13 protein-coding genes and 1 tRNA gene are annotated in these 15,354 nt (G+C 36.2%); 8 read left to right on the plus strand and 6 right to left on the minus strand.

Annotated features, from left to right (window positions below):
* Positions 1-44: 44 nt before the first annotated feature.
* Positions 45-1,685, minus strand: a complete 1,641-nt coding sequence (gene sucB / locus ACMAYL_RS06595; protein ID WP_412470891.1) for a 2-oxoglutarate dehydrogenase, E2 component, dihydrolipoamide succinyltransferase — start codon at positions 1,683-1,685, stop codon at positions 45-47.
* A 19-nt stretch (positions 1,686-1,704) separates the two neighbouring features.
* Positions 1,705-3,093 (minus strand): dihydrolipoyl dehydrogenase, encoded by a 1,389-nt coding sequence (gene lpdA, locus ACMAYL_RS06600; RefSeq protein WP_103216323.1) that lies wholly within the window; start codon positions 3,091-3,093, stop codon positions 1,705-1,707.
* A gap of 142 nt (positions 3,094-3,235) precedes the next feature.
* On the opposite strand from lpdA, the gene ACMAYL_RS06605 reads away from it, so the two are divergent.
* From ACMAYL_RS06605 to ACMAYL_RS06635, 7 genes are all read left to right on the plus strand, one after another.
* Positions 3,236-4,120, plus strand: a complete 885-nt coding sequence (locus ACMAYL_RS06605) for an exonuclease domain-containing protein (protein WP_103216322.1) — start codon at positions 3,236-3,238, stop codon at positions 4,118-4,120.
* A 15-nt stretch (positions 4,121-4,135) separates the two neighbouring features.
* Positions 4,136-4,396 carry a hypothetical protein gene (locus ACMAYL_RS06610; protein ID WP_103216321.1) on the plus strand — a complete coding sequence of 87 codons (261 nt, stop codon included), beginning with the start codon at positions 4,136-4,138 and terminating at the stop codon, positions 4,394-4,396.
* Positions 4,393-5,322: a KamA family radical SAM protein gene (locus ACMAYL_RS06615; RefSeq protein ID WP_412470892.1), complete on the plus strand. Its 930-nt coding sequence runs from the start codon at positions 4,393-4,395 to the stop codon at positions 5,320-5,322. Before ACMAYL_RS06610 ends, ACMAYL_RS06615 begins: the two co-directional genes overlap by 4 nt.
* A 62-nt stretch (positions 5,323-5,384) precedes the next feature.
* Positions 5,385-6,239, plus strand: a complete 855-nt coding sequence (locus tag ACMAYL_RS06620; protein ID WP_412470893.1) for an AraC family transcriptional regulator — start codon at positions 5,385-5,387, stop codon at positions 6,237-6,239.
* Positions 6,240-6,355: 116 nt separating this feature from the next.
* Positions 6,356-6,431, plus strand: a tRNA-Gly gene (locus tag ACMAYL_RS06625).
* 276 nt (positions 6,432-6,707) lie between these two features.
* Positions 6,708-7,193, plus strand: coding sequence for a cyclic nucleotide-binding/CBS domain-containing protein (locus tag ACMAYL_RS06630; RefSeq protein ID WP_412462965.1), 486 nt, complete (start codon positions 6,708-6,710; stop codon positions 7,191-7,193).
* Positions 7,194-7,205: 12 nt separating this feature from the next.
* A complete protein-coding gene (locus tag ACMAYL_RS06635; protein ID WP_103219009.1) occupies positions 7,206-7,904 on the plus strand; it encodes a phosphoribosyltransferase in 699 nt (232 codons plus the stop codon).
* On the opposite strand, the gene ACMAYL_RS06640 is transcribed toward ACMAYL_RS06635, so the two are convergent.
* The 4 genes from ACMAYL_RS06640 to ACMAYL_RS06655 all read right to left on the minus strand — a co-directional run bounded on the left by ACMAYL_RS06640 (position 7,901) and on the right by ACMAYL_RS06655 (position 12,402).
* Complete coding sequence (locus tag ACMAYL_RS06640) at positions 7,901-8,539, minus strand: LysE family translocator (protein WP_233189736.1); 639 nt, start codon at positions 8,537-8,539, stop codon at positions 7,901-7,903. The genes ACMAYL_RS06635 and ACMAYL_RS06640 overlap by 4 nt on opposite strands.
* 40 nt (positions 8,540-8,579) lie before the next feature.
* Positions 8,580-9,674: a hypothetical protein gene (locus ACMAYL_RS06645; RefSeq protein ID WP_412469914.1), complete on the minus strand. Its 1,095-nt coding sequence runs from the start codon at positions 9,672-9,674 to the stop codon at positions 8,580-8,582.
* A 66-nt stretch (positions 9,675-9,740) separates the two neighbouring features.
* A complete protein-coding gene (locus ACMAYL_RS06650) occupies positions 9,741-11,600 on the minus strand; it encodes a CheR family methyltransferase (RefSeq protein ID WP_412470894.1) in 1,860 nt (619 codons plus the stop codon).
* A gap of 169 nt (positions 11,601-11,769) precedes the next feature.
* The gene (locus tag ACMAYL_RS06655) at positions 11,770-12,402 is read right to left on the minus strand and encodes an NAD(P)H-binding protein (RefSeq protein ID WP_103219006.1); all 633 of its coding nucleotides are present in this window, start codon (positions 12,400-12,402) and stop codon (positions 11,770-11,772) included.
* Between the two features lie 92 nt (positions 12,403-12,494).
* Here ACMAYL_RS06655 and ACMAYL_RS06660 point away from each other — a divergent pair, with 92 nt between their 5' ends.
* On the plus strand, positions 12,495-15,329 hold the full coding sequence (locus ACMAYL_RS06660; RefSeq protein WP_412470895.1) for a hypothetical protein: 2,835 nt from the start codon (positions 12,495-12,497) through the stop codon (positions 15,327-15,329).
* The last annotated feature ends 25 nt before the right edge of the window (positions 15,330-15,354 follow it).

The following is a 15,354-nucleotide window of genomic DNA, read 5'->3' on the forward strand; positions in this document are numbered from 1 at the left end:
AGGCTACCATCGGTAGCCTTTTCTATTTTGATTTTTTAAATTTACTAAAATAATCCCGCCCAATCAGTTGTCTGAAGAGTGTTGATTACGTGTCTTAGGAATTTCGATCCTATTTCACCATCAATCAGTCTGTGATCGTATGTATGAGTTGCATACATCATCTGACGAATTGCAATTGAGTCATCTTCAGTAACAATTGGACGCTTCTTCATTGTACCAACACAGAAGATACCAAGTTGTGGTTGAAGGATAACAGGTGTTGCAATAAGGATTCCGAAAGATCCATTATTTGTGAAAGTATAAGTTCCACCTGACATATCATCCATAGTAAGCTTCTTCGCTCTTGCCTTTTGAACAAGCTCGTCTAGCTTTCTAGCGATACCTCTAATATTTAGGTTATCTGCACCTTTGATTACAGGAACAACAAGTCCGTTACCAGGAACAGCTACAGCACAACCAAGGTTGATGTCTTTTTTCATGATGATATTGTCACCATCAATTGAAGCATTAACCGTTGGGAACTCTTTAAGCGCTTGCACTAGAGCATAAAGAATAAAGTGAGTATAAGTTAGAGAGAAACCTTCTTCTTTTTGGAATTGTTTCTTGAACGATTCTCTAAATTTAAATAGGTTTGTCATATCAACTTCATCAATCGAGTTAACGTGTGGTGAAGTCATTTTAGAAGCAACCATATTCTTAGCGATTGCTTTTCTCATATTATCCATTGGAATAACTTCAACACGTCCGCTTGTTGCAGTTGGAACAGAAGCTGGTGCTGCTGCCTTAGGTGCAGGTGCCGCTGCTACTGGAGCAGGAGCCGCCGCAGGAGCTGAAGTTGTTGCAGCAGGAGCTGCTCCTCTATTATTTAGGAAATTCATGAAGTCAGCTTTGTTTACACGTCCGCCTGCTCCACTTCCTTTAAGGTGTGCTAATTCATTAACATCAACACCATGCTTAGCTGCTAGAGTTCTTACAAGAGGAGTGTAGAAACGACGTCCTGCTGGAACAGAAGCTGCCACTACTGGAGCTGCTGCAACTGCCGCTGGTGCTGCTGCTGGAGTACTTGCCACTGCCGCAGCCGGAGCTGCCGCTGCACCAAATGCTTTTGAAGTATCAGTTTCAATTGCTGCGATTTTAATACCAACATCAATTGTCTCACCTTCTTCAAAAAGAATTTGTTCAACACGACCTGCATATGGTGATGGAATTTCTGATTCAACTTTATCAGTTGAAATCTCAAGAAGGATTTCATCGATTTCAATCATATCACCTGGCTGCTTGTGCCACTTTGTGATTGTACCGTTAGTAATTGACTCTCCCATTTGTGGCATAACAACGTCTTCAAGAGTATCTGAAGAAGAAGCCGCTGCCGCAGGAGCAGGAGTTGCTGCTGGAGCTGCAGGAGCCGGAGCCGCCGCAGCAGGTGCTGCTGAAACAGCTGCATTTGCATCATCATCAATTGCTGCGATTTTTACACCAACATCAATTGTCTCACCTTCTTCAAAAAGAATCTCAACGATCTTTCCAGAGAATGGAGATGGAATTTCCGATTCAACTTTATCAGTCGAGATCTCTAATAGGATTTCATCGATTTCAATTGTGTCACCAACTTGCTTGTGCCACTTTGTAATCGTTCCGTTTGTAATAGACTCACCCATTTGTGGCATTACGATATCATTTTTCATATTCAGTCCTTATATATAATTAAAAATTGATTGATCTACCTTTAGCGTTTAACACAGATTCAGCCAGGAATTCTCCTAAAGTTGGGTGTGGGTGAATCGTTGCGAACATTTCTTCATCAACACCTTCCATTTGTCTGAACAGTACATACTCGTGAATTAGTTCAGTTGCATGAGTACCAACAATGTGTGCACCAAGCATTTCTCCATCTTCACCCATAAGAGTTTTAACAAACCCTTCTGTTTCGTTAGATGCCATGGCCTTACCATTTGCAGTAAATGGAACCTTACCTACTGAGTATTTAATACCTTGTTCTTTAAGAGCTCTTTCTGTGTAACCAACAGATGCAACTTGTGGCTGACAGTAAGTACAACCAGCAACATTCATCTTATCTAGTGGATGTGGGTGAAGACCAGCAATCGCTTCAGCAGCAATAATACCTTCGTGAGAAGCTGCGTGTGCTAAAAGAGGTGGACCAGCAAGGTCACCGATTGCGTAAATATTTGGTACGTTTGTTTGGTAAGTATTATTAACTACAACAAACCCACGATCAGTTTGAACACCAACAGTCTCAAGTCCGATACCATCGATATTTCCTGTCATACCAACAGCGATTAGACCCATGTCAAATTTATGCTCAACAGTCTTACCACCTTTTACTTCAGTGATTGTTACGTCATTACCATTGTTCTTAGCTGAAACTTTTTCAACACCAAGAGACATTTTAATTCCGTATTTCTTATATGCTTTCTCAACTACTTTTGAAGATTCTTCATCTTCGATTGGCAGAAGATTCTTTTGAAGTTCAAAGATATGAACATCAACACCAAATGCATTCCAGAAGTAAGCAAACTCAACACCGATAGCACCAGCTCCGATGATCCCAATTGACTTTGGAAGCTCTTCCATTTTAATTGCTTCCCAAGCACCAATCAGTCTTTTTCCATCGTGCTCAAGTCCAGGAAATGAGCGGTAGTGAGCACCAGTTGCAAGGATGATATTTGTTCCTTCAATTGTTTCAGTGTGACCACGAGATGAAGTAATTTCAACTTGAGTATTTGTACGAAGCTTTCCATAACCTTCAAAAACTTCAATCTTATTTTTCTTCATTAGGTAAGCAACACCACCAGAAATCTTTGCAGAGATTCCCTTTGCACGCTTAACAGCTTGGCCACCGTTTAAACCTTTAAGTTCAACATCAATACCAAGATCTTTCATATCAGCAAGCTCGTGTACACTGTGAGCTGCTTTAAGAACCGCTTTTGTTGGAATACATCCACGGTTAAGACAAACACCGCCTAGTTCTTTACTTTCAACGATCGCAGTCTTTTTTCCAAGTTGGGCAGCACGAATAGCGGCGACATATCCACCTGGCCCAGAACCAATAACAATAACATCAAATTTCTTCATAAAAATATTTCCTCAAACTATTGACCATAAGGCCCATAATCAGTAATAAAAGTTAAGATTTAAGGTTCTTCAACGTACTAAAATTATTTAAAATTGGCATGACACATTGCTACGATTCGTTAATATTTACAAATCGTTGTAATTGCCCTCTATAAGCCAACTTAAAGGGATTATCATTAATTTTACACAGAGCGAAATTAAAAATATCAATAAGTATTTCCCAGAAGGCCTTATAGCACTCGATCTAGAGACCTCAGGACTTTCTCCTTTAGTTGACGAAATCATTGAAATTGCGGCTATTAAAGTCATCGGGAACAAAATAGAAACTTTTGAGTCCCTAGTAAAACCTAAAAATCCAATCCCTGAATTCACAACAAAAATCCATGGTATCACAGATGAGATGGTCAAAGATTCTCCTTCAATTGAAGAGGTCTTACCAAAATTTCTTGAGTTCAGTGGAACTCACACTCTTGTGGCCCATAATGCAAAATTTGATATAGGCTTTATCGTCTTTGCGATGCACCAACTTAAGATGGAATTACATAAAGCTAAGGTTTATTGCTCATGCAAACTTTCTCGAAAATATGTGAAAGGAAGTGAGAACCATAAACTAAGTTCATTGTGTAAACACTTTGATATTCCTCTTGAAAATCATCACCGTGCACTTGATGATACAATTGCCTGTCTTCGTGTTTTTGCTAAAACCCTGGATGAAGTGAAGTCTAATCGCCAACTTAAAGAAGGTGAAATTCTAAATATCCAAGACTTTAGAAAGGCCAATATCGCAGAAGCCCCTGAAACGATTCAAAAACTTCAAGCACATATCGCTAAACAAGAAGTCATTGATATCAAATACAAGGGTGGAACATACAAAGGTAAATTTAGACCAATAAAACCTGTTGCTCTTTTACCAATGCCTGCCGGCGATGTTCTCTACGCTCACTGCCTACTTACAGATATCTACAAATCTTTTGCCATTAAAAAGATCCAAGAAATCCGTGAGCATGTTGAAAATGACTCAAAGTAGTTATATAAAGACGCCATGCTAGCAGGAAAATCAATCTCATATAAAATCCAATTTGTCGTGATCTTCATCATTCACATCGCTCTACTTTATTGGATCTACTGGTTACTTCAAAACACAGGTGTGCTCTCTACAGTAAGTGTAATGCTTCACTTTACAGGAATTGCTCTTTACGGGGCCCTTCTTATTCGTGGATGTGCCTATTGGGCCAAGTGGCATCACCTAAATGACATTAAAAAATACGAAGAACAAAACAAAAAAGATAATAGCGAAGAATGAGAAAAGGACTGCGAAGCACAGATGAAGTCAATGCTCGCTTTGGTCTTAATTTAGAACCATCTCGCTACGAAGTTTTTATCCCCAATCATATAAATGAGCTAATTGAAAAAGAAGGATTTGATGGCATTCATGCCAAACAATTTCTTCCTTCTAATCAAGAACTTCATCAGGATGGATTTGATGACCCAATCGGTGATCAACAAAAATACGTCGCTCCACAACTAATCCATCGCTACGATAATCGCGCCCTTTTTACTCCGACAACTATTTGTCCGGTAATTTGTCGCTATTGTTTCAGAAAGAATGAATTAAGTGGAAAGCATGAAATTTTTAAGGCCGATTTTGAAAAAGTTATAACTTACCTCAAGGCCCATACTGAGATTAATGAAATTATCTTTTCAGGTGGCGATCCTTTTATGCTTTCAGCTGCAAAAATCGATTTCTACCTAAATGAATTTAGCAAATTAGAACATATTAAATTCATTCGTTTTCATACCAGAACTCCCGCTTCCCTTCCAAATTATATTGGTAATGAAGTGATCGAAGTTCTTAACAAGTTCAAGCAAGTATTCAACGATATCAATATTGTTATTCACATAAATCACGCCGATGAGATCACAAGCGATGTGCGTGATTGTCTTGCAAAACTTGGAAAATACTTTCCACTACTCTCGCAATCTGTGCTTCTAAAAGACGTGAATGATAAAGTCGAAGACTTAGAAAAGCTTATTTATAAACTTCATGATTTAGGAGTTAGGCCCTACTACCTCCACCATCCTGACCAAGCAAAAGGTGCCATGCACTTCTACCTCACACAAGATGAAGGGCGAGAAATCTATCGTAAGCTTCGCCGCCAAGTCCCAGGGTGGCTTCTACCTCAATATATTCTCGATTCACCTGATGGCTCGGGAAAAAGAAATCTATAAAGAAATTCTTAAAGAGCAAGATTAATCAAGTTTCCAAAATTAAAGTACGCTATCATAGTTTTATGAGTAATGAATATAACGATAGAATAGCTCTTATCTGTAAATATATAGCTGATAATATTAATGAAGATCTTAACCTTGAAAAACTATCAGAAGTATCAGGTTTATCTAAGTATCACTTTCACCGTGTCTTCACGGCAAAACTTAATATTAGTCTATACAGCTTTATTCAATTAACACGATTAAAGAGGGCCTCGTATCAACTTGTCTTCAACAAAGAAATGAAGATTATCGATATCGCATTTGATGCTAATTTCGATAGTCCTGAGGCATTTTCTCGTTCTTTTAAAAAAGTTTTTAATGTTACTCCTTCTCAATTTAGAAGTGCACCTAACTGGGAAAAGTGGCATGAGAAATATCAATTCATAATTCCTACAGGAGATAATCACATGGAAATAAAAATAATAAAATTAGAAGAAATGAAGGTGGCCGTTCTTGAACATAGAGCTTCACCCACAACTCTTAACAACTCAGTTGAAAAGTTTAAAAATTGGCGAATTCAAAGTAAGCAATCACCAATAAACAAAGCACGCACATTTGGTATCGTCTACAACGATCCAAATAATACAAAACCAGAGGATTTTGCCTTTGATATTTGTGGTGAACTATTTGAAGACTTAAAACAAAATAAAGATGGAGTTATCGAAAAAACGATTCCAGCTGGGCGATGTGCTGTTGCACGCCACTTTGGTTCACCTGATAATATTGAGGGTAAGATCTACGAATTATATGGAAAATGGCTTCCGACAAGTGGCGAGGAGCTTCGAGATTTTCCACTTTTCTTTCATTATCATAACTTCTTTCCAGAGGTTCCTGAAAATGAACTGATCACAGATATTTATTTACCTTTAATTTAAACTAAGGTGCAGAATATATTTGTAAAATTAAGTAGTTAATACTTTATTGAAAAAAAATATTCTGTACCTATTGACAACTTTTTCTCTCAGCAATATATTTCATCTCACTCAAATAAGCGCGTGTAACTCAGTTGGTAGAGTGTCACCTTGCCATGGTGGATGTCGCAAGTTCGAATCTTGTCACGCGCTCCATTCTTTAATTCAAATTAAGATACTATTTACATTTAAACGATACACAGCGCTAACGCTTGTTATTCTTGCTGAATGCTTGCGCATTCAGTATCACGCGCTCCATTCTTTTAATAAATAAGATATTTTCATTTTTATACGATACGCTAGCGCTGACGCTTGCTTCGTGAACGATAAGCGAAAATTAATCAAAACCTTTCTTTAAAAATAATTAAATCTTATCTGCTGATAACTCCTCTTATAATCAACTTGAAAGAAAAGCTTATCAGGAGATAAATAATGGCGATTAAAGATATCATTCAAAAAGATGTTGTTATCATAAATTCAAATGCAACTTTAAAAGATGCGGCCAAACAGATGTATGAAAAGCACGTTGGGGCCATCATCGTTGTGGATAATATAACAGGAAAAAAAAATACTCCCGTTGGAATTTTAACAGACAGAGATATTGCCATATCTTTTGGAAAAGAAGGAAAGATTGAACCTTATTCTAAAGTAAGTGAGATTATGACTCAGAATGTAGTTCTGTGCACACCGAAGGATAGTATTGTCGATACAATAAAAAAGATGCAGGCCAATGGTATTAAACGTATACCAGTTGTAAACAGTAGAGATCAAATAGTAGGAATCATTTCTTCGGACGATATTATTCAAAGACTTGGTAATGAAATCCATGACCTTTCACAAATTGTTAAATTAGAGATAGAAAAAGAATCCGCTATTCAATGTCCAATTGACGAAACACGACAAGTTAAAATTGCGTAATAGGAAGCGAAGATGTTTAAAAATCGAAAGGAAGCCGGTGCATTATTGGCCGAGGAATTCAAGGATAAGATACGCGAAAAAAATAACGCTGTAGTTATTGCTCTTCCTAGAGGAGGTGTTCCTGTAGCCTACGAAATAGCAATGAGGCACCGTCTTCCTCTTGATGTATTTTGTGTAAAAAAGATTGGTGCACCTAGAAACAGTGAATTAGCTATTGGCGCTGTCACCGAAACTGGAGACACATACTATAATAGAGATTTAATAAGTCACTTCGGAGTTAATGAACTTCAATTACGTCGATTAACAAATGAAAAGAGACGAGAGGCCCTGGAGCAGGCGAAAATTTTACGAAGAAGGAGAGAGCCAATTAATTTAGCAGGTCGAGATATTCTGATTGTTGATGACGGGATCGCAACAGGTGCAACAGTGAAGGCCGCAATCAAATTAATCAAACAGCAAACACCAAATAAAATTGAAGTTGTAACACCTGTATGTTCTAGAGAATCTTGGAGTGAAATTATAAATCTGGTAGATGATATTCTTGTACTTGAAACTCCACACAACTTTCTCTCCGTTGGTGAGTGCTATCTAGAGTTTCTACCAGTTTCTAATACAAGAGCAGGAGAACTATTAAAAGAAGCCTATGAAACATATCAAGGAAAAATACTAGCACAAGAACAAGATCGAATGTTCAGAAAATCCAAGGGCTAATCTTTACTTTTTGCTAGAGCGAGACCAAAGAATAAGAATGCTGAACCACTAAGTGTTTCAACAACACGCTTAGTTCTTCCCTTTTCAAACTGTGCCTTAAAGAAAGTAACAAAGTATCCAAATAGAAAGAGCCAGATTAGATTTAAGGCAATATGAACTAACGACAGGCCAATTGATTGAACTAGTGGATTAGAATTAATATCAATAAATTGAGGTAAGAAAGTTAAGTAAAAAATTGCAACTTTTGGATTTAAGATATTCGTTAAAAGACCTCTACGAAACTCACTAGAGACAGACACCTGTTTTCTTTCATTTTTCGAAACGAGAAAGAGGTTCGTTTTACTACCACTAAACCATGCTTCATATAATGCACGCACACCTAAGTATATGAGATAAGCAGCTCCAATCATTTTCACAAAGTGAAATAGCTCAGCAGATTGTTGCAAGATTGCAGAGAGCCCAAGTGATGACATCACAGCGTGAATAAAAAGTCCTGAACAAATCCCCAAAATAGTGGCCATTATATTCTTACGATTACCACTTATTGAACTTTTCAAAACTAACGCTGTATCTGAACCAGGAGTAATGGTTAAGATGAAACATAAGAATAAGAAAGCGCTAAAAGAATTCTCCATGTAGACATACTACATTCGATAAAGAATTTGCGTCAATAGCTTATAGTTTTGCCTCATATTCCTTTTTAGGTGATTCTATAGCTCTCATCCATTTTACTGAACGTACTTCCCATTTTGGATCGTTTTCTTTTAAAAGTTCAAAAACTCCTGAAAAATGCTTCGCTCCATAAGTAATGAAAATCTTCTTATTTGTATCATTCGTGATTCTTTTAGCAAGTTCACGATTTCTATAATCTAAAATAACTGGCTCAATATTAGCGACTTTTCCACCATCTGACTGACCAATCTTCTTAGACATAAAGCCTCGACAAACAATCCCCGCTAACTTTTTTTGACCTTCACTACCTGATTTTAAAAACGATACAAGTGCAGCACTTGGATCTGCACTACTATCCTGTTCAGCTACATCGAAAAAGTTTTTATTGGCCTTAGCAAATTTTACATCAGTCTTCATTAGACGCTCAAATTCACCCTTCAATTCAAGAGCATCCACATCTGCAATGACATGCCTTTCTGGATGTTCTTTTTTATCAGCTTCAAGTAAACCAAAATAATCAAGTTGAAACTTAAGACCACATGCCTTTCCAATTGCAGAATAAGTCTCATCTAAATGTTTTTGACCGCCAGTAATACCAGCAGTTAATTTTTCAAAAAAATCTTTCGACTCTGGTGAGTTTGTTTGAACACCTTCGTAGTAAATTACAAATCCATTTGAAAGTGCTTCTTCAACATCATAAATTACAGATTTATAGAAGTTTTCAGATCCAATATGTTGCATTCCTTGAAATGTAACAGTTTTATCACCATTGACTAAAACAGCTTGAGGCTGAAGAGCTGGATTTGTTTCTGTTATAACAATCGAATAATAAATAGGTAACGACGCTACTCCTGTAGCAAAGAAAAACAGGCCAACACTACAACGTATCCAGTTTGTTTTCACTGAATGAGAATGACAAATTTTAGTAAGAAGCCAACCAAGAGGAATTGCAGTTAACACACTAGCAATTAATATATAAATATACATTGTAGGCCAATTAAGAATAACTGGAAGACTTGAAATAAAGCCGAGGATTAGTACAAGCCAAAGAATAGTTTGTAGACGAATTTTCCAAAATAATTTTGTATGACTTTGCATAATCTCTCCCGAATCTTATTCAGAAGAGATTAAACAATATTACAATAGAATAGTAAACATTATTAACTATTCATCATCAGCAAGATATTCTGTGCCTAAGTGAGCAAAACTAGTCCATGGAAAGATATCTGAAGCTACTTCCTTAACACTAGCATTGATACTTTCAGTATCTTCGATCAGGATTTGAGTATTCTTTAAATCAAAAAATGAGTTTTCAACTTGTTTTGATACAATTCCAAAAACTGATAAGCTCTTCTTTCGTGAAGAAGTTTTCGCGTTTACAGAAGCAAAATGAGACTTGAAATCACAAATATAGACAGCATTATTCACAATAGTTGTCATTTGAGAGAAAACTTCGATATTTGGAACAGACTTAAATTCCTCACTAATCATCTCAAGGAAGTTTCCGTTCCCTTCAAAGAATAAGAATGTCGGAGGTTGGTTACCTCTTAACTCATCAAGTGTTGCAACGATTTTCTTTTTATCACTAAAGCTTCCAACAAAGAAACGTGCCTTTGTATCTGGATTCTTGATATCAAAACTTTTCTGGAATGAGCGATCAATTTTTGTAACAGCAGGTCCTGCATTTAAGAAAGACATTTTCACCTTATTCTTAATCTCTTCTGCTCTTTCAGTTAAGTTATTTAGAGCTGGTTTTTCAACAAAGTCACATGCTCCATTATTAAGAGTTTCTTGAGCATAACGTGTATCCTCACGGCTAGCACTTGATACGACAATTACATTTGGATGTCCCATACGATAATTCTTTTTCAGATACTCAACTCCATCCATTTCTGGCATATGAATATCAAGAGTCATCGCATCGACTCTATTAGTTTTTAGGAACTCCTGGGCCTCAACACCATTGGCCGCACTTCCAACAACTTCGAAGTCCTCATCTTTTTCAAATATCTTAGTTAGTAGTTTTACAACAGAAGAACTATCATCAACTATTAGCATACGAATAGGTTTAGGAATCGAAGGTAGACTTGAAATTGGTCTAATAGCAGGTCTCGAAAGTGGTGCAACACCATCTTTAACAAGACTAAGATTTCTTTCTGCCTTAGGTGCTTCAGGGTCTAGGCAATATACACTTGGAGCAAGTGTCTGAACCTTTAAGCTCGTTCCTTTTAAAGACTCACTAATTCCAGTAACAAAAAGAGCATCTTTATGAAGATACTTTTTGAAGTTCATTACGATATTTTCAATTGATTTTTGATCAAAGTAGATGAAAACGTTACGACAAAAAATAATATCAAATTTTTTGCTACCTAGAAACTTTTCTGGTGCAAGTAAATTCATAACACCAAACTGACAGTTATCTTTAATATTTGCGTTAACTTTAGCAAATTTTGAAATTTCACCAGAGCCACGCATCCAGTTACCAGTTAAGTATACAGTTGGGATTGATTTTATTTCACGATAACGGTAAACACCATTCTTTGCAATCTTAACACTTTCAGGATCAATATCAGTTCCAACTATTTCGAAACGCATCCCAGGATAGTTTTTTAAATGATGATGAAAAAACATTCCAAGTGAGTAAACTTCTTGCCCACGACTACAAGCTGCCGAAAGAATTCTTATCGTAGAATCGCCACGCTTCTTTGCATTCGCAACAATACTATCAAGATTCTTTAATAAATATTCAAAGTGAGAAAACTCTCTAAAGAAGTAAGTATGGTGAGTCGTTAACATTGAAATTAAATGCGATGATTCTTTTGCATAATTTTTTGTTAAATAACTATAATAATCTTCCGGAGTCGAGCAACCTAAGGTCATCATTCTCTTTTTAAGACGACTTGTTACCATCGACTGTTGTGCCGGTCCTAGAATATTGCCACTTTCTTTTGAAACAATTTCTGACACATAATTAGCAAGACTGATAATATCCCACTCAATACCTTTCTTAAAAGCTTGGTTCACATAGTTCTCCGAAATATAAAAAATCCCAATAGATGAAAAATCTATATCTCGACTTATCGTCAACTGTTATAATTTCTTAACAATAATTTCAGATAGTTAAATGATAAAAAGTAATCGGAACAAAATTTATATAGATTGCTTAGTAAGGTACTGAAAAGTCGTTTTCAATTTACGTTAACCTGTCAGAGGTCATGATTTTTATCCCCGCTCTTTGCTCTATTGCCGCCTCTAGCATCACTTTTGCAATTGATGAAGCAGGGTTAATACGTAAGCTTTTTGGTAGGATATAGTGGAAAATTTTCAATAAACATTTTCCAATAACCTCCCCTAATCGAAACTCATTCCTCTCTCCACCAATGAGTCCAGGCCTCACTAGACAAAGAGACTTAAACTTTAAGTCCATCAATGCATTTTCCAAATTCCCTTTGACTTGATTATAAAAGAAAATAGAATTCTCATTCGCTCCCATTGCCGAATTTAAGACAAAAGTTTCAACTCCAACTTCCTTTGCACATCTTGCAAAAGTAAGAGGATACTCAAGATCTACTTTTTTAAATGCTTCTTTACTACCGGCCACTTTAATTGTTGTACCAAGAGCACATATGACGACATCAACATTCCACTCTTTAAGCATTGCTGAAGTTACCTGATCAAAATTAATGATGGGTGAATATAGTTTAGTGTGTGAATTAATTTCTCGACGTACAGGTGCAACAATATATTCGATTTCATCTCTTTCGATGGCCTGCTTTAACACATGACTGCCCACAAGGCCTGTTGCTCCTAGTATTAGTAATCTCATTCAATACTCCCTAACCAATTCATTTACATATTCACTACAATAAAGTTTAATTTTAATAAACAAAATTAGCTTTAACCACAGTGAGACAATTAATGACAAAGTTTGTTCTATATATTGCCTTTATATTATCAACTTCTTTTCACACATTGGCCCAACATAATTGGGTAAATACTCAAAGCCCACCACAAGATTGGTCAACTTTAGAGAATGATTTTGTGCAAGTTATCTACCCTAAAGGTTTTAAGAAGAATGCAATTTATATGGCCAATCTAATGGAGCACTACTCAAAATATGTAGGACTTTCTTATGGGCTAAAAAAGCCGGAGCAAGTTAGCTTGATCTATCGTCCGGAAATGGGTGATCCTAATGGATTTGTAACACTTGCTCCAAGACGTACAGAGTGGTTTGATTCAACAAATTTCTTTGCCCATGTAAGTACACTTGAGTGGCATGAAAATTTATCGATTCATGAGTATCGCCACGTTATCCAGCAAGATATCTTTAATAAGAAAACTGTAAAGGCGTTTGATGTACTTATGGGTGATACTGGGCAAGCACTTCTAAGTTATTTAGCTAGAAAGCCTTGGTATATGGAAGGTGATGCTGTTTATGCTGAAACAAAATATACTCAATCAGGACGAGGTCGCTCTTCTCGCTTTATGGCAAGACTAAAAGCAATTTTACTCAAAGGCGAAACACCAACATACGATCAATTTGTTAATGGAACATATAATGATAGATTAGTGAGTTGGTATATTTATGGATACGTTCTAATATCTCATGGTTACAAAAAGTATGGTGACAACTTTTGGGATAATGTCATGGACAATGTTACAGCAAGGCCTTATCCAAACGGAATTGTTGGCGCAATTGAAAATGCATCAGGCATCGACTTTTATGACTTCTACTACGAAGCATTTGAAGATTTAAGAAAAAAGTGGAAAAAGGACAGCTTTCCAGAATTAAAAATAACAGATTTTAATATTAAGACTAATCAATACAAAAATGGCGCTGATCTATATTATCTAGAGTATGACCTTAATAACTTCTATCGCTTAATTAAAGAAACTAATGGTAAAAAAGAAGTTCTAACAGATTTAGCCTACAGTGAAGACATTACTCGATTAGACTATAGTAAAAATCATGCCGTACAATCTCATTTTTTACCGCACTGGCGATATGGGTTCAAAAGCTATTCTGATTTAAGTCTAATTAATTTAAAAAATGGTCATAAGAAGTATATTACTTCGGGAATGAGGCTTTATAATCCACACTTCAACGAAGATGGGACAAGGATCATTGCTATTAACTTTAATGACAAAAATGAATGGATAGTTCAAGAACTTGAATTAAATGGCAAACTCCTTAGAACAATCAAAAGCAATGAATACAAATTCTTAGAAGCTGTTTCAATCAATGAAGATGAGGTTATAGCACTTGTGACAAAGGCCAGTGGTGGAAAAGGTCTCGTACGTGCAAATTTAAGAAATAATAATATAACTAATCTAATTCCAGTAAGTTTTAACAATCTCTATTGGCTACAATCTGATTACAAAGATAATATTTTATTTGAAGCTCAATACAATGGTTCAGTTGAGGTTTTCAAATTCAACATAAACGCAAAAGAGCTACAAAAGTGTACGACTTCCAGAATTGCAGCCTACTCACCTACATTTTCAAATGATGAGATTTTATTCTCTGAACAAACAATAAATGGTAAGAGAATTAGCAATACTTCGATGTCAAACTGTCAGAAATTACCAATCGATAATTTAATTAATCCTGATAAGTTTTATTCCAAAGATAGCCCTAGTGATCGCTTAAATAACTTTGAAAAAATAGAATTTAAAGACCGTGATGAAGTAGCAAATAAAAACTTCAATCTCTACAAAGAAAAAGATTACTCTGGTTTTGACTGGCGAGCTTTTACTCCACACTCTTGGAGCTTCTTTGTTGGTCAAGGTTATGGACTGTCATTGTGGGCAGATAATTACTTAAGAGACTTTGGATGGAATGTTAACCTAGGATATGAAGCGGCTGAAAACACACCATACTCTTCTTTGCAGATTGATTTCAAAAGATACTGGCCAATTTTCAGCCTAATCGCCGACTTAAGAGAACGAGAAGTAAGTCGTCTAGGGACAGATAATGATGACTATGGCTGGGATGAAAATGCAGTAGGAGCAAAAGTACAACTACCATTCGTTTTCAGAAAAAATCTCTATAACTTAAATATAACTTTAGATTATAGTGCTGAGTTCGTTCAAACTAAGGATTACAATTCAAATGACGTTGACACATCAGGAGAATCGGATTTAATTCGTCAAAGTACGTCACTACTAGTCGATCTTTATAAAGACTATACGGCAAGATCGATTATCTCGCCATGGAGCTTTTCTCTTTTAGGAATGTATCAGGATGCAAGTACAGATGACACGACTGGATTAGTTGGTGATTATCGCTGGTTTGGAGATCTTACAATTACGACACCTGGTTTTTTTAATAATAATGGCTTTAAATTTTCTGTTACTGGTGAAAAGTATGGAGATGGAACAAGCTATCGCTTTCAGCCAACTTCACAAGAAATTATGGGATACGTTTTTTCTCGTGGTTATAATTATTTCGCAACGAAGAGATATGTAAAAACCACTTCTAATTATTTATTTCCACTTTTCTATCCGGATTATAATATTTCAGCATTCATCTACTTTAAGCGAATTTATATGAATCTCTTCTACGATAACACTAAAGTATACGCTATATCAGCAGACAATGGATTTCATATTAGTAGTTATGGAGCGGAACTAGTCTTTAACACATCGATATTCAGGGCCATTCCCGTGGACTTTGGATACCGTTTTGTTAGAAAACACGAAACAGAAGAAAATGAAAGTGAAGTATTTTTAGGTATTGGAATTACATACTAGAATAAAAAAGGCCCTCATATGAGGG

The sequence above is a fragment of the Halobacteriovorax sp. RT-2-4 genome, from assembly GCF_047085445.1.
Classification (GTDB): domain Bacteria; phylum Bdellovibrionota; class Bacteriovoracia; order Bacteriovoracales; family Bacteriovoracaceae; genus Halobacteriovorax_A.

Excerpts from the sequence above, each read along its gene's own strand:
- ACMAYL_RS06655 (WP_103219006.1), bottom strand. The coding sequence starts at position 12,402 with ATGAGATTACTAATACTAGGAGCAACAGGCCTTGTGGGCAGTCATGTG.
- ACMAYL_RS06660 (WP_412470895.1), top strand. The coding sequence starts at position 12,495 with ATGACAAAGTTTGTTCTATATATTGCCTTTATATTATCAACTTCTTTT.
- ACMAYL_RS06645 (WP_412469914.1), bottom strand. The coding sequence starts at position 9,674 with ATGCAAAGTCATACAAAATTATTTTGGAAAATTCGTCTACAAACTATT.
- ACMAYL_RS06615 (WP_412470892.1), top strand. The coding sequence starts at position 4,393 with ATGAGAAAAGGACTGCGAAGCACAGATGAAGTCAATGCTCGCTTTGGT.
- ACMAYL_RS06630 (WP_412462965.1), top strand. The coding sequence starts at position 6,708 with ATGGCGATTAAAGATATCATTCAAAAAGATGTTGTTATCATAAATTCA.
- ACMAYL_RS06640 (WP_233189736.1), bottom strand. The coding sequence starts at position 8,539 with ATGGAGAATTCTTTTAGCGCTTTCTTATTCTTATGTTTCATCTTAACC.
- sucB (WP_412470891.1), bottom strand. The coding sequence starts at position 1,685 with ATGAAAAATGATATCGTAATGCCACAAATGGGTGAGTCTATTACAAAC.
- ACMAYL_RS06635 (WP_103219009.1), top strand. The coding sequence starts at position 7,206 with ATGTTTAAAAATCGAAAGGAAGCCGGTGCATTATTGGCCGAGGAATTC.
- ACMAYL_RS06620 (WP_412470893.1), top strand. The coding sequence starts at position 5,385 with ATGAGTAATGAATATAACGATAGAATAGCTCTTATCTGTAAATATATA.
- lpdA (WP_103216323.1), bottom strand. The coding sequence starts at position 3,093 with ATGAAGAAATTTGATGTTATTGTTATTGGTTCTGGGCCAGGTGGATAT.
- ACMAYL_RS06610 (WP_103216321.1), top strand. The coding sequence starts at position 4,136 with ATGCTAGCAGGAAAATCAATCTCATATAAAATCCAATTTGTCGTGATC.